The organism is Legionella fallonii LLAP-10, from assembly GCF_000953135.1.
GTDB lineage: Bacteria > Pseudomonadota > Gammaproteobacteria > Legionellales > Legionellaceae > Legionella > Legionella fallonii.
Genome location: NZ_LN614827.1, coordinates 3836413 through 3856361, shown reverse-complemented (window position 1 = coordinate 3856361; position 19949 = coordinate 3836413). Strand labels below are relative to the sequence as shown.

The following is a 19949-nucleotide window of genomic DNA, read 5'->3' as shown; positions in this document are numbered from 1 at the left end:
GAGTTGGATTTTAATATATTGAGAGAAACTGCATATAACGATGGGCTTGCTATTCTAAGATATCCCATCGGTGATGTTAATTTTAAAATGTATTAAATGAGAACTTATAAAACTATGCCGAAGTGGTGAAATTGGTAGACACGCCGTCTTGAGGGGGCGGTGGCGCAAGCTGTGCCGGTTCGAGTCCGGCCTTCGGCACCATTTAATCCGAGCAAGGTGAACTGATGCTATCTCAATATTTACCCGTTCTCGTTTTTATTATCATTGGGCTAGTCTTAGGATTAGCTATGTTGGGCGCTGGTTCGTTATTTTCGAAGCACAACCCTGATAGTGCCAAGAACGCACCGTACGAATGTGGATTCGATGCTTTTGAAAGTTCACATATCCCATTTGATGTCCGATTTTACTTGGTCGCTATTTTATTTATTATTTTTGATTTAGAGACGGCATTCTTTTTTCCCTGGGCATTAGCATTGCGTAAAATTGGTTGGTTTGGATGTGCCGCAATGTTGCTTTTCCTTGGGTTATTAGTTATTGGTTTTATTTATGAATGGAAACGAGGCGCATTGGAATGGGAATAATTCCTCCTCGTATATAGTCAAGAAGTCTTTGTGATTTCTTTTGTTAAATTTAACTGCTTAGAGGCTCGCTATGGCGGTTGCAGAATTGCAAAAAAATGGTTTTTTAACGACTTCGGTCGATAAACTCGTTGGATGGGCTCGCAGTGGTTCAATGTGGCCTATGACCTTCGGTTTGGCTTGCTGTGCAGTAGAAATGATGCATGTTGGTGCCGCACGTTATGATCTAGACAGATTTGGTATTATTTTTCGCCCAAGTCCACGTCAATCTGATGTCATGATCGTTGCGGGAACCTTATGTAATAAAATGGCTCCTGCTTTACGTAAAGTATATGATCAAATGCCTGAACCACGTTGGGTTGTTTCAATGGGCTCTTGCGCTAATGGGGGGGGATATTATCATTATTCCTACTCGGTAGTGCGTGGTTGTGATCGTATTGTGCCAGTTGATGTTTACGTACCAGGATGTCCTCCAACAGCTGAAGCATTGCTTTACGGCATTATTCAATTACAGAACAAAATCAGGCGTAAAAATATATTAGATGCCTAGTACCATTTAGTTTAGACAAATTGATTCATTGAAGGTGAATGTTGTAGATCATATTAATGAATTACTTTTCTAATTAAATTGTTATAGGGTCATTAAAGGTGCAAATTAGATGACTAAAAATGATCATTTGGTTGACGAGCTCAAGTCTAAACTAATCAATCACATCACTGATCTGAGCATAGCCTATGGCGAGGTAACCATAGAATGCAAAGCACAAAATTTGAAGGCGATAATGCTTGAGTTGCGTGATTTAGAGGCATTTTCTTTTGATCAGCTTATTGACCTTTGTGGTGTAGATTATTTGTCTTATGGTGAATACGATTGGGAAACTGAGTCAGCTACAGAAAGTGGATTTTCCCGCGGAGTTGAACGCCAAGAAGCAAGAGCTTATGCTATGGATAAACCTCGCTTTGCTGTAGTATACCATTTGCTGTCTACTAAGAAAAATCATCGCTTGCGAGTCAAATTATTTGTAGATGAGTCACATCTAATTGTTCCATCAGTACATGATTTATGGAAAGGCGCTAATTGGTTTGAGCGCGAAGCATACGACTTATATGGTATTTTATTCGAAGGACATCCTGATTTAAGACGTCTTTTAACCGACTATGGTTTTATAGGGCATCCATTTCGTAAAGATTTTCCTCTCAGCGGTCATGTTGAAATGCGTTATGATGCAAAATTACAAAAGGTTATCTATACCCCAGTAGACATCGCGCCCAGAATACTTGTACCCAAGGTTATTCGTAATGATAACCGTTATGTAAGTAATGAGGGTGATGAATAATGATTGAATTAAAGAATTATACTTTAAATTTCGGACCACAGCATCCAGCTGCGCATGGGGTGCTGCGTTTAGTTTTAGAGCTTGAAGGCGAGACTATAGTCCGCGCCGATCCTCATATAGGCTTACTTCATCGAGCTACAGAAAAATTAGTAGAAACGAAGCCTTACTTACAAAGTATAGGTTACATGGATCGACTAGATTATGTGTCTATGATGTGTAATGAGCATGCTTATGTAAGAGCATTAGAACAGTTACTCGATATAGAAGTTCCTCTGCGCGCACAATATATTCGAACCCTGTTCGATGAGGTTACGCGAATTTTAAATCATCTCTTATGGCTAGGTGCTGTAGCGCTAGATATAGGTGCAATGACCGTCTTCCTCTATTGTTTTAGGGAAAGAGAGTATTTATTTGATTGCTATGAAGCTGTATCTGGTGCACGTATGCATGCCACTTATTACAGACCAGGCGGCGTTGCTAGAGATCTCCCCGACACGATGCCTCAATACAAAGCATCAAGATGGCATAGCGACCGCGAAGTTGAAAAAATGAATGCTGACCGTCAAGGTAGCTTACTTGATTTTCTCGAAGCATTTGCCGAACGCTTTCCGCATTGTGTGGATGAATATGAAACTCTCTTAACAGATAACAGAATCTGGAAGCAGCGTACTGTAGACATTGGTGTCGTCTCGCCTGAAGATGCGTTGCAATGGGGGTTTACAGGGCCGATGCTTAGAGGTTCTGGTATCGCTTGGGATTTACGAAAAAAACAAAGCTATGCTGCTTATGATAAAGTAGAGTTCGACATCCCTGTTGGTAAAACAGGCGATTGCTATGATCGTTATTTAGTGCGTGTTGAAGAGCTAAGACAATCAAATCGTATTGTTAAGCAATGCATTGATTGGTTAAAGAAAAATCCCGGACCAGTTCGTGTGGATAATCATAAAGTGACCCCACCTCGTCGTGTAGAAATGAAACACGATATGGAGGCATTAATCCACCACTTCAAACTATTTACTGAGGGTTTTTGTTTACCACGTGGGGAAGTGTATTCAGCTGTTGAAGCTCCTAAGGGGGAGTTTGGTATTTATATGGTTTCTGATGGGGCCAATAAGCCATATCGTATGAAAATTCGTGCTCCTGGATTTGCTCACTTATCTAGCTATGATGAAATGGTGAAAGGTCATATGCTTGCTGACGGAGTAGCAATTTTGGCAAGTCAGGATATAGTATTTGGTGAGATAGATCGCTAATTTTAATCTTTTATGTGCAAATAATTAGGCACTAATTAATGAAATAAAGGTTTAGAAATGTCTGAGAATTCAGCAAAAATATTACATCAGTTCATGTCAGCAAAAGGCATGCACGATATTAATCACTGGATTGCAAAATATCCCGCAGATCAAAAGCAATCTGCTGTAATGAGTGCCTTAAGGATCGTTCAAGAAGAACACGGCCATTTAACCCCTGTTTTGATGGACGCTATAGCTGAATATCTAGAGATGCCTCCTATTGCCGTATATGAAGTGGCTAGCTTCTATACCATGTATGAACATAAGCCTACTGGAAAACATACTATTAATGTGTGCACTAATATTTCTTGTTTACTTAGAGATTCAGCAGATGTTGTCGAACATTTACAAAAAAAACTAGGGATTAACTTAGGTGAAACAACTTCAGACGGGCGTTTCACTTTAAGATCCGTTGAATGCTTAGGTGCCTGTGTAAATGCACCGATGATGCAAGTGGATAAAGATTATCATGAAAATCTTACTCCGGCGTCTATAGATGCAGCATTAGAACAGTACGAATAAAAGATAGAGGTGGTCGTCATGGTTGAATTAAATCAAGTTTGTTACCGAACAGTTCATTTACCTGAGCCTTGGACTCTATCAGCTTATGAAAGTCTTGGTGGCTATAGTGCTTGGCGCAAGATATTAAAGGAACAAACACCGCCACAAGTTATTATTGATGAATTGAAAACTTCCGCTTTACGTGGACGTGGTGGAGCCGGTTTTCCTACTGGCCTTAAATGGAGTTTTATGAACCGTAATTCTCCAGTACAAAAGTATGTAGTATGTAATTCTGATGAGGGTGAGCCTGGTACATGTAAAGATAGAGAGATTTTAAGTCTTAACCCACACCAATTGATTGAAGGCATGGCCATCGCTGGATATACCATGGGCGCTACCATTGGTTATAATTACATCCGCGGAGAGTTTTGGCTACCTTTTGAACGAATGGAATCCGCTTTGAAAGAAGCATATGAAGCAGGATTATTAGGTAAAGATATTTTAAAAAGTGGGATTGATTTTGATCTGTATAATCATCTAGGAGCGGGCGCTTATATTTGCGGTGAAGAAACTGCTCTATTGAATTCCATAGAAGGTAAGAAAGGACAGCCTAGATTTAAGCCCCCTTTTCCTGCAAATTATGGTTTATATGGAAAACCAACAACAATAAATAATACTGAAACCTTCGCCTCCGTTCCTGTAATTATGGAAAAAGGCGGTGAATGGTTCTTAAAACAGGGCCGGCCCAATAATGGCGGTACCAAATGCTTTAGTGTAAGTGGCCATGTAAATAAGCCTGGAAACTTCGAAATTCCACTAGGGACATCTTTCAAAACGTTACTTGAATTGGCTGGTGGCGTTATTAATAATCGTAAAATTAAAGCAGTTATTCCTGGCGGTACGTCTATGCCCGTTTTACCAGGAGACGTAATGCTTGGCCTTGATATGGATTATGACAGTATCCAAAAGGCTGGGTCTGGGTTAGGTTCCGGAGCTGTAATTATTATGGATGAGACTACGTGTATGGTTACGGCTTTATATCGTATCGCAGAATTTTATATGGATGAGTCTTGTGGCCAATGTACCCCATGTCGCGAAGGTACCGGATGGATGGTTCGATTACTGCACCGTATTATACATGGGCACGGAGAACCAGGGGATATAGAAAGACTAGTCAATGTTGCTGATAACATTGAAGGACGTACCATTTGTGCATTAGGCGAGGCAGCAGCTTGGCCTGTGCAAAGTTTTGTTAAGCATTTCTATAATGAATTTGATTATTTTATTAAGCATAAACGTTCGGTCGTTGCAGCATAATTTAGAAGGTTAGACCATGGCTACTATTGAAATAGACGGTAAAACATTTGAAGTAGAAAACGGTAAAATGATCATTGAAGTTGCCGATGAAGCGGGTATTTATATCCCTCGTTTTTGTTACCATAAAAAACTTTCTGTGGCTGCAAACTGCCGTATGTGTTTGGTTGAAGTTGAAAACGGTAGAAAGCCTGTCCCAGCTTGCGCAACTCCTATCACTAATGGAATGAAAGTATTCACGAAATCAGAGGAGGCGTTGCATTCACAAAAAGTGGTGATGGAGTTTTTGCTAATTAACCACCCCTTAGACTGTCCTATATGTGATCAAGGAGGGGAGTGTGAGTTGCAAGATATTTCTATGGGCTTCGGCGCAGATCAATCGGAATATACTGAAAGCAAGCGCTCCGTAGACGATGATGACTTGGGTGCTCTTATTTCAACGGAAATGACGCGCTGCATTCATTGCACACGTTGTGTTCGTTTTGGTGAAGAGGTTGCCGGAGTACGTGAGCTAGGTGCGACTGGTCGTGGTGAACACATGCAGATTGGTACTTTTGTGAAGCACAGCATGACGTCGGAGGTTTCAGGGAACATTATAGATTTATGCCCTGTTGGCGCTTTAACATCAAAGCCTTACCGTTTTTCAGCGAGAGCATGGGAAATGACCCAGCATGATGGTGTTGCCCCTCATGACTGTTTAGGAACAAATATATACTTCCACACCCGAAATAATAAATTGATGCGTGTGGTACCCAAAGAAAATGAATCAATAAATGAAACTTGGATATCCGATCGTGATAGATTTAGCTATTTAGGTCTAAACAGCCAGTTTCGTGCAGGTAAGCCAAAAATTAAGCGCAATGGTCAATGGGAAACTGTTGATTGGGAAACGGCGTTGAAATTCACAGCTGAAGGAGTTAGTCGAATAATTAAACAAAATGGTCCAGAGCAAATGGCCGCTTTTGCATCCAATTCGTCAACCCTGGAGGAGCTCTATTTATTACAGAAATTAATGCGAGAACTAGGGGTGCAAAACCTAGATCACCGTTTGCAACAAACTGATTTTAGAGACCAAAGCAATCAAACCACAACACCGAAAAGCTCCCTGCCATACGCAGAAATCGAGCATCAAAACACAATAGTATTGGTAGGTTGTAATGTTGATAGAGAAGTCCCACTAGCAGGGCTACGAATTCGTAAAGCATTTCGCAATGGAGCAAAAATATTCGCAATCAATCCAGTTAATTTTGAATATCGATTTGAACTTACTGAAAGCAGCGTTACTTCTCCTTTAGAAATGCCTATGCAATTAGCTAAGCTAGCTTTAGCGTTAGCGCATGATGCTAAGGTCTTACCTGAAGAAGTGCAAAAATTATTAATTGGATTAGAAGTCGATAAGACCACAATACATATAGCTCAAGCACTTAAAGAAAGTAAAGCCTGTTTAGTCACTGGGGCTCTATGTGAAAACCACCCGGAAGCTTCTTTGTTGCGTACATTAGTTTTTGAAATCCAAAAATTATCAGGTGCAAAAGTCCTACGCTTGACGAGTGGAGGTAATACTGCGGGGGCTTGGATGGCCGGTATGCTTCCGCACAGGGCAACTGCTGGTAAATCTGTTACGGAACCCGGGCTTGATGTTCAGGCGGCACTAAATGCAAAGCTTAAAGGATATTTTTTGATGGGTGTTGAGCCCGGATATGATTTTGCTAATCCTCACGGCGCAAGACAATCAATGCTTGCCGCAGAATTTGTTGTAATGCTAACTGCATACAATCATGAATCGATGTTGGATTACGTCGATGTTATTCTACCTATGGCTCCATTTGCAGAAACATCCGGAACATATATCAATGTGGATAATACGTGGCAGACAGTAAAAGGTGCTTTGGCACCTTACGATGAGGCACGACCCGCATGGAAAATATTGCGAGTATTAGGTAATTTATTACATTGCAAGCATTTTGATTACTCTTCAACAGAAGAAATATTATCTGAAATAAAAACTAATGCAGCTATGACAATGGAACATGATTATATACCTTATTATCCAGAATCTTTACCTGTTATTAATCAATCATTAGTTAGAGTCGGTGAATGGCCACTTTATCGTACAGATGCTATCGTAAGGAATGCTAAAGAGTTGCAATTATGTGCAGCATCTGAAACAGCTTGTATACGTATTCATCCATCGACTGCAGATAGATTGAAATTAGAAGAAATAGCTACTGTATCTCAAGGTGATATTGAGATAACATTGCCGCTAAAACGTGATGAGCGTATTGCGGCTGATGTGGTATGGGTAGCGAATGCAATGCCTGAAACAGCTGATTTAGGTCATTCATTTGCTGCAATAACAATTAAAAGCGCTAAATAGGTAAAAAAATGCTTCAAGACATTAGCATATTGATTTGGATTATCATCAAGATACTTGTAATAGTAGTGCCTCTACTTCTTTGCGTTGCCTATTTAATTTACGCGGAAAGAAAAGTTATTGGATACATTCAAGTTAGAATAGGCCCAAACCGAGTGGGTATTAGCGGGTTGCTTCAACCCTTTGCTGATTTAATTAAATTAATCACTAAAGAAATAATTATACCTACTAAATCAAACAAGTATCTTTTTATTATTGCCCCACTTTTTGCTTTAGTCCCTTCCCTAGCTGCTTGGGCAGTTATTCCCTTTCAGGAGGGCACGGTATTAGCTAATATTAATGCCGGCGTTCTTTATGTATTCGCTATGAGCTCGCTTGGGGTTTATGGTGTTCTTATTGCTGGTTGGGCATCCAACTCAAAATACGCAATGTTCGGCGCACTAAGAAGTACTGCGCAAACAGTTTCTTATGAAATTGCAATGGGATTTGCTTTAGTTGGGGTATTGCTAGCGGCTGGTAGCATGAACCTTTCGGATATAGTAATGTCTCAACGAGGCGGAATTTTACATTGGTGGTTTATTCCTCTATTCCCGTTATTTCTGGTTTTTTGGATTGCCGGAATTGCTGAAACCAATAGAGCTCCCTTTGACTTGGCCGAGGGGGAATCAGAGATTGTAGCAGGATTCCACGTCGAATATTCTGGAATAGGGTTCGCTCTTTTTTTCTTGGCAGAGTATGCCAGTATGATACTTATCTCAGTAATGATAAGTGTTTTATTCTTAGGTGGATGGATGTCACCTTTTGAAGGGATCCCTGTTTTAGAAAACATATTTTTCGTAGTGCCTGGCTTTGTATGGTTACTTATAAAAATTAGTTTCTTTCTTTTTGTTTACTTATGGGTAAGGGCAACATTTCCACGTTATCGTTATGACCAGTTAATGCGATTAGGTTGGAAAGTACTTATCCCGGTTACCATAGTTTGGATTGTCGTAACTGCCTTAATGGTTGTTACTCACCTTAAACCTTGGTTTTGATGGTTAATAGAGAAGCCGATGAAAAAAGCATATCAACAAATAAAGCATTACGTACGCAGTTTTCTTCTGTTAGAGTTGTTATCTGGTTTAAAGCTAACCGGTAAATATTTCTTTAAGAAAAAATTTACAGTTCAATTTCCAGAAGAGCACACTCCATCGTCACCTCGGTTCAGAGGCTTATTGGCATTACGCCGATATCCTAATGGTGAGGAACGATGTATTGCATGTAAATTATGTGAAGCAGTGTGCCCTGCATTAGCAATTACTATTGAATCTGAAGCAAGAGCTGATGGTTCAAGAAGAACCACTCGTTATGATATAGACATATTTAAGTGTATCAATTGTGGTTTATGTGAAGAGTCATGCCCTGTAGATTCTATAGTGGTTACTCCAATACAACATTATCATGTAAGCGAACGCGGCCAGAATATAATGACTAAGGAAAAATTATTAGCTTTAGGTGACATGATGGAACCGCAATTGGCAGCAGATCGTGCTGCTGATGAAAAATACCGATAAAGAGGTCAATTATGCATGATTTATTAGTTCAGGTAATTTTTTATATTTTTGCTGCCTTAGCGGTCGGTTCTGCTTTAATGGTAATTAGTCAAAATAACCCAGTGCGCTGTGTGCTATTCTTAGTACTCACTTTTTTTGCCAGTGCCATACTATGGATGTTAGTTGAGGCGGAGTTTCTCGCGTTGATTTTGGTATTGGTATATGTAGGCGCGGTCATGACTTTGTTCCTCTTCGTAGTCATGATGTTGAATATCGATGTTGAAAGTATTAAAACACATTTAATACGCTATTTACCCTTTGGTTTGATTATTGTTGCTTTACTAACAGGCCTGTTGATGGTTGCTATTCCTGCAGATTCTTTTAAAGGAAATATAGAGACTCAGCAAAATAGTCAAACGTCTGATTCACAATTGCTTAACTCTTCTTCTGTAACCAATCCTAACGATTCAAAAGGAGAGGTTTCTAATACTGAAGCATTAGGCATGGTTCTTTATACTGATTATTTACTCGCGTTTGAGTTAGCTGCCGCCCTCTTACTGGTCGCTATAGTATCAGCAATTACCTTGGTGCACCGAGGCGCTATTCGTTCCAAACGTCAAAATATAAAAGAACAAATTATGACTCGTTCCCAAGATCGAGTTCAATTAATCAATATGAAATCAGAGAAATAACAATTGGGGAATCCTTTATTATGATACCTGTTAATGATTATCTGATATTGTCTGCGATTTTGTTTAGTCTAAGCCTTGTAGGCATCATGCTAAATCGCAAAAATATCATTCTGCTACTAGTGTGTGTTGAACTAATGCTATTAGCGGTAAATACAAATTTCGTAGCCTTTTCACATTATTATCGTGAATTAAGTGGACAAGTATTTGTCTTCTTTATTTTAACAGTGGCAGCAGCAGAAGCCGCTATAGGTTTAGCCATAGTCATGTTGCTCTACAGAAATCGCGGCAATATTGATGTAGATAAGATGAATCATTTAAAAGGTTAAGATCGTGAGTATACTACAACTTTGTTTAATTATTGTTTTAGCTCCCCTTGTTGGATCTGTCATTTCTGGTTTGTTTCGTAATCAGATTGGCCGAGTAGGGGCTCATATGGTAACTATTATAGGAGTTACTATCTCTTTAATATTATCAATAGATATAGCCTATAAATTATTTTCAGGGGCGATTAGCTCGACAAGTGTTTTATTTTATCATTGGGCCACAGGTGGATTATTATTTTCCTATGAATTTAATTTAGGTTTTTTAATCGATCCGTTAAGCGTCGTAATGTTGGTCATTGTCAACTTTGTTTCTTTATTGGTTCATATATATAGTATTGGATATATGGCAGATGATGATGGATATCAGCGTTTCTTTAGCTATATTTCCTTATTTACTTTTATGATGTTGATGCTGGTGTCTTCAAATAACTTCCTCCAATTATTTTTTGGTTGGGAAGGTGTAGGTCTCGTATCGTATCTCCTTATCGGTTTTTGGTATCAAAGAGAATCTGCTTTGGAGGGAAGTCTAAAAGCATTTTTAGTGAATAGGGTAGGGGACTTCGGTTTTGTTTTGGGGATAGCATTAGTTTTTGCTTATACAGGTAGTCTTGATTACGCGACTGTATTTAAAAGTGCGACCTACTTAGCTAGCCAAAAGATAGAATTATTTTCTGGCCACCCTTGGTCATTGATGACTGTTATTTGCCTCTTGCTTTATGTGGGGGCTATGGGTAAATCAGCACAGGTACCATTACATGTGTGGTTACCTGAATCTATGGAAGGTCCTACACCTATTTCAGCGTTAATCCATGCGGCAACGATGGTTACTGCTGGGGTATTTATGATCGCTCGAATATCTCCTTTAATTGAGTTATCAACTACAGCATTAACTGTTGTTCTAGTTATTGGAGCTACAGGCGCATTATTTACTGGTATCTTAGCTCTAGTAATGAATGATATTAAACGTGTGGTTGCTTATTCTACCCTGTCACAACTAGGTTATATGATGGTGGCAATGGGGGCTTCAGCATATAGTGCGGGCATGTTTCATTTGCTTACACATGCGTGCTTTAAAGCGTTGTTATTCTTGGGCGCAGGATCAGTTATTATTGGAATGCACCACGAACAAGATATGAGGAAAATGGGTGGGTTATGGAATAAAATGCCAATCACTTACGCCACTTATTTAATTGGTTCATTGGCGCTTTGTGCATTTCCTCCATTTGCAGGTTTTTACTCAAAGGATACAATTATTGAGGCAGCGCAATTATCACAAATTCCCGGGAGTAGTTATGCCTATTTCTGCGTTGTAGTAGGAGCTATGGTAACCGCTCTTTATACTTTTAGATCTTTATTCATGACCTTTCATGGTCAGCCTCGTATGGATGAGCATACGTTGAGTCATGTTCATGAGTCTCCATGGGTAGTTTGGTTACCCTTAGTGTTACTCGCTATTCCATCTGTGATTCTCGGTTATGTACTTTATATGCCCATGCTTTTTGATAAACCAACCCTACTCAGCTCGTCAATTTTTGTTCTGCCTGAGCATAATGTATTGGCGGAGTTAGCTCATGAGGTAACTTCACCTTTCACAAGTATGCTTCATTCAGTTCACTCACTGACTTTATGGATTTCTTTAGCCGGTGCGTTTATAGCATGGATTTGCTATATTGCTTTCCCTGCTATTCCAAGTTATTTAGCACAGCGTTGTTCTTTAATTTATAACATGCTGATGAACAAATATGGTTTTGATCGTTTTAATGACATCTTTTTTGTTAAAGGCTCTAAAGGTATAGGCGAATTCTTTTATAGCGTAGGCGATCAAAAGTTAATTGATGGGGCTGTAGTAAATGGCAGTGGCCGACTGGTTCGATGGTTTTCAAGTAAAGGTCGTATAATACAAAGTGGCTATCTGTATCATTATGCAACAGTAATGGTATTGGGATTATTAATATTTCTGTGCTGGTTGATACTGGGCTAAAGACAAGGTAAGAATATGCATCATTTGCTTAATTTGCTGATTTGGTTGCCAATTATAGGCGGTGTTTTTGTACTCCTAACAGGAGATGAAAGTAATCCTAATATTTCGCGTTATTTATCGTTATTTACGGTATTGCTATGCTTAGTTGTTTGTATTCCTTTAGTAAGTGGTTTTGATATACAAACTGCAGGCATGCAGTATTTAGAGGACATTCCCTGGATGCCGGCCCTAGGTATTAACTACACTCTAGGTATCGATGGTTTATCACTGTTACTTATAGTTTTAAGTATTTTTACTAATTTAATAGTAATACTTTCTACCTGGGATGGGATTAAGAAAAGAGTATCGCAATACATGGCTTCATTCTTAATTATGCAAGGCCTGCTTGTTGGTGTCTTTTCGGCAATGGATGCCATTTTATTCTACATATTCTGGGAAGCTACATTAATCCCTATGTATCTTATTATTGGTATATGGGGTTCGGATAACCGCGTTTATGCTGCTATAAAGTTTTTCCTTTATACCTTCTTAGGCTCTGTATTAATGTTAGCTAGTTTCTTGTATATGGGGTACATTGCAGGATCCTTTAAGATAGAAACCTTCTATGCAATTAAACTGAGTATGACCGCACAGACATTAATTTTTATTGCGTTTTTCTTAGGATTCGCAATCAAGATTCCAATGTTTCCAGTGCATACTTGGTTGCCTGATGCTCATACAGAAGCGCCTGCCGGCGGTTCCGTAATTTTAGCGGCAATTTTACTTAAGTTAGGGGCATACGGATTCATTCGTTTTTCCCTGCCTATAGTGCCGGACGCGTGTAGTAAATATGCCGGGGTAATGGTTGCCTTATCATTGATCGCGGTAGTTTATATTGGATTAGTGGCAATTATTCAAAAGGATATGAAGAAATTAATTGCTTATTCATCCATCTCTCACATGGGATTTGTAACTTTAGGCTGTTTCGCTATATTTGCTATTGCAAATCAAACCGGATTAACTACCGCAGGTTTAGTTCTTGAAGGGGCCATTGTGGTGATGATTTCTCACGGTTTCGTATCAAGCGCAATGTTCGCCGGCGTCGGATTTATTTATGATCGTATGCACACACGACGGTTAGCTGACTTTGGTGGTATTGTAAATACTATGCCTATTTTTGCATCATTTTTTATGTTGTTTGCTATGGCCAATGCAGGACTACCTGGCACATCAGGCTTTGTTGGTGAGTTTATGGTGATATTAGGTAGCGTAAAGGCTGGTTTTTGGGTTGCCTTTTGGGCTGCTACTACATTAATTCTCGGCGCAGCTTATACATTGTGGATGTATAAGAGGGTTATCTTCGGTGCTGTTGCTAATGATAAGGTAGCTGCTTTAAAAGATATATCGGGATTTGAGTTAAGTGCTTATGTTTTGCTTGCTTTGATGGTTATCGCTTTGGGTATATATCCCAAGCCGATGTTGGAATATGTTCATCAAACAGTAAGCCACACTCTAGCACTAGCCGCTAAATCTAAATTGTAACGTTGCAAGGTTAAACAATATGACTGCATTACTTGAAAATATCCATGTAGCCCTTCCAGAGATGATCGTGCTGGCGACCGCATGCCTTGCATTGCTTACCGATTTATTTTGTCGGCATAAATATAAATCGGCTACATTTTTCGTCGCATGTATAGGCCTGTTTTTATCGGCGTGTGTTAGTTATTTATATATAGGCAGCTTTAAAGTAGTCACTTTAAACGGCTTATTTATTAGTGATGATATAGCTCATCTGATGAAGTTTTTCGTTTATATTACCGTTTTTTTCTGTTTTGCTTATTCTCATAATTATATGGAAGAACGGCAAATGCCGTATGGGGATTATTATGTACTAGGTCTTTTTTCAACCCTAGGTATGATGATTCTTATATCAGCTCATTCACTGTTAACAATATATCTAGGTTTGGAGCTCATGTCATTGCCTCTTTATGCTATGACAGCAATTAGACGCACTGATAGTGATGCGTCAGAAGCCGCAATGAAGTATTTTGTGATGGGAGCCATTGCTTCTGGAATGCTGTTATATGGTATTTCATTAATTTACGGGGCTACTGGAAAGCTTGATCTACTCGAAGTTGCTAATGCAATCGCTGCAAGCCATCAGCAACAAAATTTATTGCTGGCTTTTGCTTTAGTATTTATTCTTGCCGGAGTTGGCTTTAAATTAGCTGCAGTACCTTTTCATATGTGGGCGCCAGATGTCTACCAAGGTGCTCCGAGTGCGGTTACTCTATTTATTAGTACAGCACCTAAAGTTGCGGCGATGGGTATGGCGTTTCGCTTACTCACAATTGGTTTTATCGATATTGCGGCACAATGGCAGCAAATTATATTAGTCATGTCTTTACTATCAGCAGCATTAGGAAATTTATTTGCTGTAGTACAGAATAAAATTAAACGTTTACTCGCTTATTCAGCAATATCTCATATGGGATACGCATTATTTGGAGTTTTGGCTGCAAACGCAGCAGGTTATTCCGCTGCCTTATACTATATTGTTGTTTATGCTTTGATGTCTGCGGCTGCATTTGGTCTCATCGTTTTAATGTCGAATCAAGGCATGGAAATAGATAGCGTAGATGATTTAAAAGGATTAAATAAAAGAAGTCCTTGGCTTGCGTTTATGATGCTTGTTGTCATGTTTTCTATGGCCGGAGTTCCCCCTACCGTTGGTTTCTTTACTAAGTTGTTGGTGCTTAAAGCGTTAGTAGATGCCAATATGTTATGGGTCGCAATTGTTGGTCTTGTACTGACTGTTATAGGTGCATACTATTATTTGCGAATTGTTAAAATTATGTATTTTGATCAGCCTACTCATAATGAGCGAATTGTGATCGGTAAAGGCAATGGATTGTTCTATTCGTTAAATTGCCTTTCTTTACTGTATTTAGGAATATTTCCTGGGGCCTTAATTGCTGCATGCATTAATGCTTTTAATGGTTAATGTCATAGGACATATTAATTCCAAACTCTATACCAATAATGCTAGGTCATGTATCCCTGCCTAGCATTGCAAAAACTGTTCATCTTATGCTCTAAAAACCATTGATATACTATCTACAGCGAATTAAGACTAATTAATTACTAAACTTTGCGAAAAGTACTTGCTATGATCAGCAACTCCCAGTATAATTGGCCTCAGTTGACGCGGGGTGGAGCAGCCTGGTAGCTCGTCGGGCTCATAACCCGAAGGTCGTAGGTTCAAATCCTGCCCCCGCTACCACTTTTCAGAACCCCATTTATGGGGTTTTTTATTATGTTAAACAGGGTACTGTGCTAATCTAAGTCAGTTAACAGACTTGGGCGTGTGCGCCCTTTCTTTGTTTGTTAATTTAATATTATGATGCAAGATGAACTAGTACAATTACTGTCTCCCATTGTTAATGACATGGGATATGAACTCTGGGGATGTGAATACCTCTCTCAGGGTAAACACTCTTTATTGCGTATATACATAGATAAGCCAGATGGAATTGGAATCGAAGACTGTCAAGCAGTTAGTAAGCAAGTTAGCGCATTACTTGATGTAGAAGATCCAATTCCAGGAAACTATAATTTAGAAATATCATCCCCAGGCATTCCTAGGCCATTGTTTAACCATGAGCAATATCAACGTTACTTAGGACAAGCAGTTCAGGTAAAGACTTTTAAGCCAGTAAACGGTAAACGGAAAATGTCAGGTATTATTGTTTCAGCGAATGAAAGCACAGTAGTATTGGATATAAATGGGGAACATCAAGAACTACTTTTTTCAAATATTGTGAAAGCAAATTTGACAGTCTAGAGAGGCGAACAATGAGCAAAGAATTGTTATTAGTTGCTGAGGCGTTATCAAACGAAAGAGGGGTAAGTAAAGAAGTTATTATTCGTGCTATTCAGTCAGCACTAGAGTCTGCGACACGCAAGATTTTAGGCTTAGAAATAGGTGTGCGTATTAAACTTGACCCGCGAACTGGCGAATATGAAACTTTTAGATATTGGGATGTAGTCAATGATGATGAGCTTGAATTTCCCGATCATCAATTAACTTTAGACGAAGCTAAAAATCGTAATCCATCAATCGCAATTGGTGAGCGGATTGAAGAACTTATTCCTTCTATTGAATTCGGTAGAATTGAAGCCCAGACGGCTCGTCAAGTAATCATGCAAAAAGTTAGAGAAGCTGAGCGTGAACTAGTTATTGATCAATTCCGTAGTAAATTAGGTCAACTAGTCTATGGAACCGTTAAGAAAGTTACTCGAGATAATGTGATTATTGATTTGGGGGGTAAAGCAGAAGCCTTTTTACCTCGGACAGAGATGTTGCCTCATGAGATGTTTCGACCTAATGATAGAGTCCGTGCTTATTTATATGAAATTTCACCTCAGGCTCGTGGCCCGCAGCTCTTTGTAAGTCGTACACGTAATGAAATGCTTATTGAGCTATTCCGCATTGAAGTTCCTGAAATCGGTGAAAATATTATTGAGGTTCGTGCCGCTGCTCGTGATTCAGGAAACAGAGCCAAAATTGCTGTTAAAACTAATGATGGACGTATAGATCCTATCGGTGCTTGTGTCGGTATGCGTGGTGCAAGAGTCCAGGCGGTATCAAGCGAACTTGGTGGAGAACGTGTAGATATTATTTTATGGGATGATAACCCTGCGCAGCTAGTGATTAATGCTATGGCTCCTGCGGATATATCTTCTATAGTAGTCGATGAAGATAGTCATACTATGGATCTCGCAGTTGAAAAAGAACAGTTATCGCAAGCGATTGGTAGAAATGGACAAAATGTCAAATTAGCAAGCCAGCTGACAGGCTGGACTCTTAATGTCATGACAATAGAAGAGTTTGAAAATAAAAATCAAGAAGAATCAAGTAAAATAGTCAAGCTATTTACTTCTAATCTTGAAATTGACGAAGAAATTGCTACTTTATTGGTAGCCCATGGATTTTCTTCTCTAGAAGAAATAGCTTATGTACCTAAAGAAGAGCTGCTTGCGATAGAGGAATTTGATGAAGAGATCGTTGAGGAACTTAGAAATAGAGCGAATGATGCTTTGTTAACTATGGCACTTTCTTCAGGAAAAGGATTATCTGGCTCACCAGATGCTTCTCTTCTGACGATGGAGGGAATGACCGAAGAGCTTGCTAATAAATTAGCTAGTAAGGGCATTACTACTATGGAAGAATTAGCAGAGCATTCGGTAGATGAATTGCTTGAAATTGATAGTATAACAGAAGAAAAAGCCGCTGCCTTAATTATGAAGGCAAGAGAACCATGGTTTATGTAAGCACTGAGGTTTTTATAATTAATTACACCAGAGATGGTGTTTGAAAGTGTTAAAATATATATATGCAGTTTCATTAAGAAAGTGCTGAAAGAGGATATAAAATATGGCGGATGTGACGGTTAAACAATTAGCTCAAGTCGTTGGTATCCCAGTTGAACGCTTATTGAACCAGTTACAGGAAGCGGGGTTGTCTTTCACGGATGATCAACAGACTGTGAATGAGGATCAAAAGCGAATTTTACTCAATCACCTAAAGGGTAGCTCTGCACGTGATACCGTTGCTACACCTGAAAGAATAACTTTACGACGTAAAAGTTTATCTCAGGTTACTGTGGGGCACGATGTTCATAGTGGCAAAACAGTGAATGTTGAAGTACGTAAGAAAAAAACATTCGTTAAACAACGCAGTATTGTTGAGCAGCCTGAAATCGGAGAGATTACATCTCCTTCTGCAGCGGAGTCAGCGTCAGTTGTTGAAAAGCTCCCACCAAATGAAGAAAACACTACTGAAGAGCTAATTGTTGAAGCTCCGGTAGCCGATGAGTCTGTCGTTCAGAATGAGTCTGAAGGACAAAATATTGAAGAAGCTACTGTAATTCTTTCGGAAGAAGAACCTACTGATCCATTAGAATTGTTAACAGAAAAAGTCTTAGAGAATGCTTCACCAGAAGTCGTTTCTTCAGCAGTTTCAATGAAAGAAGAGGCGAAATCCGCAGAGAAAACCACTAAAAAGAAATTTGTTGAGCAAACGAAGTCTGAAGCTGAGGCCTCTGAGTTCAAAAAAGTTAAGAAAAAACCCAAATATCAAACTTTTGAACGGGACGAAGAGGATATTGATGCTCACCGTCGCGGTGGCCGGAATAAGTTTAAAAAACGTAAGGGTTCTGAAAAATCAGATAAATATAAAGAAGCAGAAGAGTCCTTAACACATGGATTTGCTTTACCTACAGCCCCCATCGTCAGAGAAGTAATGGTTCCTGAAACGATTACTGTTGCTGAACTTGCAAAACGTATGTCTGTGAAAGCAGCAGAAGTAATTAAAGTGATGATGACCTTAGGTGCCATGGCAACAATTAATCAGGTTATTGACCAAGAAACGGCGGTAATTGTTGTTGAAGAAATGGGACACAAAGCGACTGTTATAAAAGAAGATGCAATAGAAGCTGGCTTAGGTGAGTCAATATCTAAAGGGTCACATAGAGCTCCTCGCGCACCTGTTGTTACTATAATGGGGCACGTAGATCATGGTAAAACTTCTTTACTCGATTATATTCGCCGTACTAAGGTTGCTGCAGGAGAAGCAGGGGGCATTACTCAACATATAGGGGCTTATCATGTGAGCACACCTAAGGGCGATGTCACTTTTCTTGATACACCTGGACATGCTGCCTTTACTGCAATGAGAGCGCGCGGTGCTCAAGCAACTGATATAGTGATTCTGATTGTTGCAGCCGATGATGGGGTTAAACCTCAAACTATAGAAGCGATTCAACATGCTAAAGCAGCAAAAGTACCTATTATCGTTGCAATTAATAAAATAGATAAGCCTGATTCAGATCCTGAAAGAGTCATGAATGAATTGTCTGTCCATGAGGTTATCCCTGAGTCTTGGGGTGGTGACACCATGTTTGTTTCTATTTCAGCAAAAACAGGTATAGGTATCGATGAACTGCTTGACGCCATTTTATTGCAAGCAGAAGTTCTGGAGTTAACTGCATTAACCGATGGTGCGGCAAAAGGTGTAGTTATCGAATCGCGCCTGGATAAGGGACGAGGCCCTGTTGCTACTGTATTAGTGCAAAGTGGTACGCTGCATAAAGGGGATATTATACTCGCAGGTTTTCAATATGGTCGTGTTCGCGCATTAGTTGGCGATAACGGGGACTTAGTAGACAGCGCTGGACCATCTACTCCTGTAGAGGTTCTTGGTTTGTCGGCAATTCCTCATGCAGGCGATGAGGCTATAGTTGTTGCTGATGAGAAGAAAGCCAGAGAGGTTGCTTTATTCCGTCAAGGAAAATTCCGCGATGTTAAATTAGCAAGACGTCAAAAATCTTCTATCGAAGGCATCATGGAAAATATGACAGCAGCCGAATCCAAGGTGCTAAATATTGTCCTAAAAGCAGATGTTCAAGGATCTTTAGAAGCAATTTCTGATGCCTTAGTGAAATTATCAAATGACGAAGTAAAAGTTGAAGTAATTTCAAGTGGTGTTGGTGGAATTACTGAGTCTGATGTTCATTTAGCAATAGCATCTAGCGCAATTTTAATAGGATTTAATGTTAGAGCAGATAGTACTGCTAAGCGCTTGGCAGAGCAAGAATCAATATCTTTACATTATTACAGTGTAATCTATGACATTGTGGATCAAATTAAAGGGGCGTTAACCGGTATGCTTGCTCCGCAATTCAAAGAGCAAATTGTTGGTATTGCTGAAGTTCGTGATGTATTTAAATCGCCAAAACTTGGTGCAATTGCTGGCTGTATGGTTATTGAAGGGGCTATTAAGCGTAATAATCCTATACGTGTATTACGTGCTAACGTAGTAATCTATGAAGGTACCTTAGAGTCTTTACGTCGCTTTAAAGATGATGTGATTGAAGTTCGTCAAGGCTTTGAGTGCGGTATAGGTGTAAAAAATTATAATGACGTTAAGCCTGGCGACTTAATCGAAGTGTATGAGACTGTTGAAATTAAGCGTGATTTATAAAG

Annotated in this window: 16 protein-coding genes, 2 tRNA genes and 2 pseudogenes; all 20 read left to right on the top strand. The window is 39.4% G+C overall.

Features of this window, described 5'->3' with window-relative positions; translation table 11 throughout:
* Window positions 1-116 precede the first annotated feature (116 nt).
* Window positions 117-201: transfer RNA gene (locus LFA_RS16075), tRNA-Leu, on the top strand.
* 23 nt (window positions 202-224) lie between these two features.
* On the top strand, window positions 225-581 hold the full coding sequence (locus LFA_RS16070; protein ID WP_045097064.1) for an NADH-quinone oxidoreductase subunit A: 357 nt from the start codon (window positions 225-227) through the stop codon (window positions 579-581).
* A gap of 70 nt (window positions 582-651) precedes the next feature.
* Complete coding sequence (locus LFA_RS16065) at window positions 652-1128, top strand: NuoB/complex I 20 kDa subunit family protein (RefSeq protein ID WP_045097063.1); 477 nt, start codon at window positions 652-654, stop codon at window positions 1126-1128.
* A 109-nt stretch (window positions 1129-1237) separates the two neighbouring features.
* Complete coding sequence (locus LFA_RS16060) at window positions 1238-1915, top strand: NADH-quinone oxidoreductase subunit C (RefSeq protein ID WP_045097062.1); 678 nt, start codon at window positions 1238-1240, stop codon at window positions 1913-1915.
* Complete coding sequence (locus tag LFA_RS16055) at window positions 1915-3168, top strand: NADH-quinone oxidoreductase subunit D (RefSeq protein WP_045097061.1); 1254 nt, start codon at window positions 1915-1917, stop codon at window positions 3166-3168. The genes LFA_RS16060 and LFA_RS16055 overlap by 1 nt, the downstream gene beginning before the upstream one ends.
* A 57-nt stretch (window positions 3169-3225) precedes the next feature.
* Window positions 3226-3729: an NADH-quinone oxidoreductase subunit NuoE gene (gene nuoE, locus LFA_RS16050; RefSeq protein ID WP_045097060.1), complete on the top strand. Its 504-nt coding sequence runs from the start codon at window positions 3226-3228 to the stop codon at window positions 3727-3729.
* Between the two features lie 18 nt (window positions 3730-3747).
* Window positions 3748-5025, top strand: coding sequence for an NADH-quinone oxidoreductase subunit NuoF (gene nuoF / locus LFA_RS16045; protein ID WP_045097059.1), 1278 nt, complete (start codon window positions 3748-3750; stop codon window positions 5023-5025).
* A 16-nt stretch (window positions 5026-5041) separates the two neighbouring features.
* Window positions 5042-7399, top strand: coding sequence for an NADH-quinone oxidoreductase subunit NuoG (gene nuoG / locus LFA_RS16040; protein ID WP_045097058.1), 2358 nt, complete (start codon window positions 5042-5044; stop codon window positions 7397-7399).
* Window positions 7400-7407: 8 nt separating this feature from the next.
* Window positions 7408-8430, top strand: a complete 1023-nt coding sequence (nuoH, locus tag LFA_RS16035) for an NADH-quinone oxidoreductase subunit NuoH (protein WP_045097057.1) — start codon at window positions 7408-7410, stop codon at window positions 8428-8430.
* Window positions 8431-8448: 18 nt separating this feature from the next.
* Entirely contained in the window at window positions 8449-8949 is a 501-nt protein-coding gene (gene nuoI / locus LFA_RS16030) for an NADH-quinone oxidoreductase subunit NuoI (RefSeq protein WP_045097056.1), read from the top strand.
* Window positions 8950-8960: 11 nt separating this feature from the next.
* Window positions 8961-9620 carry an NADH-quinone oxidoreductase subunit J gene (locus LFA_RS16025; RefSeq protein WP_045097055.1) on the top strand — a complete coding sequence of 220 codons (660 nt, stop codon included), beginning with the start codon at window positions 8961-8963 and terminating at the stop codon, window positions 9618-9620.
* Window positions 9621-9640: 20 nt separating this feature from the next.
* Window positions 9641-9946, top strand: coding sequence for an NADH-quinone oxidoreductase subunit NuoK (gene nuoK, locus LFA_RS16020; RefSeq protein WP_045097054.1), 306 nt, complete (start codon window positions 9641-9643; stop codon window positions 9944-9946).
* Between the two features lie 4 nt (window positions 9947-9950).
* A complete protein-coding gene (gene nuoL / locus LFA_RS16015) occupies window positions 9951-11924 on the top strand; it encodes an NADH-quinone oxidoreductase subunit L (RefSeq protein ID WP_045097053.1) in 1974 nt (657 codons plus the stop codon).
* Window positions 11925-11939: 15 nt separating this feature from the next.
* The gene (locus tag LFA_RS16010) at window positions 11940-13445 is read left to right on the top strand and encodes an NADH-quinone oxidoreductase subunit M (RefSeq protein ID WP_045097052.1); all 1506 of its coding nucleotides are present in this window, start codon (window positions 11940-11942) and stop codon (window positions 13443-13445) included.
* A gap of 19 nt (window positions 13446-13464) precedes the next feature.
* Window positions 13465-14907: an NADH-quinone oxidoreductase subunit NuoN gene (gene nuoN / locus LFA_RS16005; protein WP_045097051.1), complete on the top strand. Its 1443-nt coding sequence runs from the start codon at window positions 13465-13467 to the stop codon at window positions 14905-14907.
* Between the two features lie 202 nt (window positions 14908-15109).
* Window positions 15110-15186, top strand: a tRNA-Met gene (locus tag LFA_RS16000).
* A gap of 117 nt (window positions 15187-15303) precedes the next feature.
* Window positions 15304-15747, top strand: a complete 444-nt coding sequence (gene rimP, locus LFA_RS15995) for a ribosome maturation factor RimP (protein ID WP_045097050.1) — start codon at window positions 15304-15306, stop codon at window positions 15745-15747.
* Window positions 15748-15758: 11 nt separating this feature from the next.
* On the top strand, window positions 15759-17237 hold the full coding sequence (gene nusA / locus LFA_RS15990; RefSeq protein ID WP_045097049.1) for a transcription termination factor NusA: 1479 nt from the start codon (window positions 15759-15761) through the stop codon (window positions 17235-17237).
* Between the two features lie 103 nt (window positions 17238-17340).
* Window positions 17341-17668 (top strand): annotated as a pseudogene (locus tag LFA_RS20665) (translation initiation factor IF-2 associated domain-containing protein); the annotation flags it as partial.
* 68 nt (window positions 17669-17736) lie between these two features.
* Window positions 17737-19947 (top strand): annotated as a pseudogene (infB, locus tag LFA_RS15985) (translation initiation factor IF-2); the annotation flags it as partial.
* Window positions 19948-19949: the final 2 nt, after the last annotated feature.

What these genes read in the sequence shown, in the direction of transcription:
- nuoH (WP_045097057.1), top strand. Translation starts at nt 7,408, where the DNA reads ATGCTTCAAGACATTAGCATATTGATTTGGATTATCATCAAGATACTT.
- LFA_RS16065 (WP_045097063.1), top strand. Translation starts at nt 652, where the DNA reads ATGGCGGTTGCAGAATTGCAAAAAAATGGTTTTTTAACGACTTCGGTC.
- nuoG (WP_045097058.1), top strand. Translation starts at nt 5,042, where the DNA reads ATGGCTACTATTGAAATAGACGGTAAAACATTTGAAGTAGAAAACGGT.
- LFA_RS16055 (WP_045097061.1), top strand. Translation starts at nt 1,915, where the DNA reads ATGATTGAATTAAAGAATTATACTTTAAATTTCGGACCACAGCATCCA.
- LFA_RS16060 (WP_045097062.1), top strand. Translation starts at nt 1,238, where the DNA reads ATGACTAAAAATGATCATTTGGTTGACGAGCTCAAGTCTAAACTAATC.
- LFA_RS16010 (WP_045097052.1), top strand. Translation starts at nt 11,940, where the DNA reads ATGCATCATTTGCTTAATTTGCTGATTTGGTTGCCAATTATAGGCGGT.
- nuoE (WP_045097060.1), top strand. Translation starts at nt 3,226, where the DNA reads ATGTCTGAGAATTCAGCAAAAATATTACATCAGTTCATGTCAGCAAAA.
- LFA_RS16025 (WP_045097055.1), top strand. Translation starts at nt 8,961, where the DNA reads ATGCATGATTTATTAGTTCAGGTAATTTTTTATATTTTTGCTGCCTTA.
- nuoN (WP_045097051.1), top strand. Translation starts at nt 13,465, where the DNA reads ATGACTGCATTACTTGAAAATATCCATGTAGCCCTTCCAGAGATGATC.
- nuoI (WP_045097056.1), top strand. Translation starts at nt 8,449, where the DNA reads ATGAAAAAAGCATATCAACAAATAAAGCATTACGTACGCAGTTTTCTT.
- nuoK (WP_045097054.1), top strand. Translation starts at nt 9,641, where the DNA reads ATGATACCTGTTAATGATTATCTGATATTGTCTGCGATTTTGTTTAGT.
- nuoF (WP_045097059.1), top strand. Translation starts at nt 3,748, where the DNA reads ATGGTTGAATTAAATCAAGTTTGTTACCGAACAGTTCATTTACCTGAG.
- rimP (WP_045097050.1), top strand. Translation starts at nt 15,304, where the DNA reads ATGATGCAAGATGAACTAGTACAATTACTGTCTCCCATTGTTAATGAC.
- LFA_RS16070 (WP_045097064.1), top strand. Translation starts at nt 225, where the DNA reads ATGCTATCTCAATATTTACCCGTTCTCGTTTTTATTATCATTGGGCTA.
- nusA (WP_045097049.1), top strand. Translation starts at nt 15,759, where the DNA reads ATGAGCAAAGAATTGTTATTAGTTGCTGAGGCGTTATCAAACGAAAGA.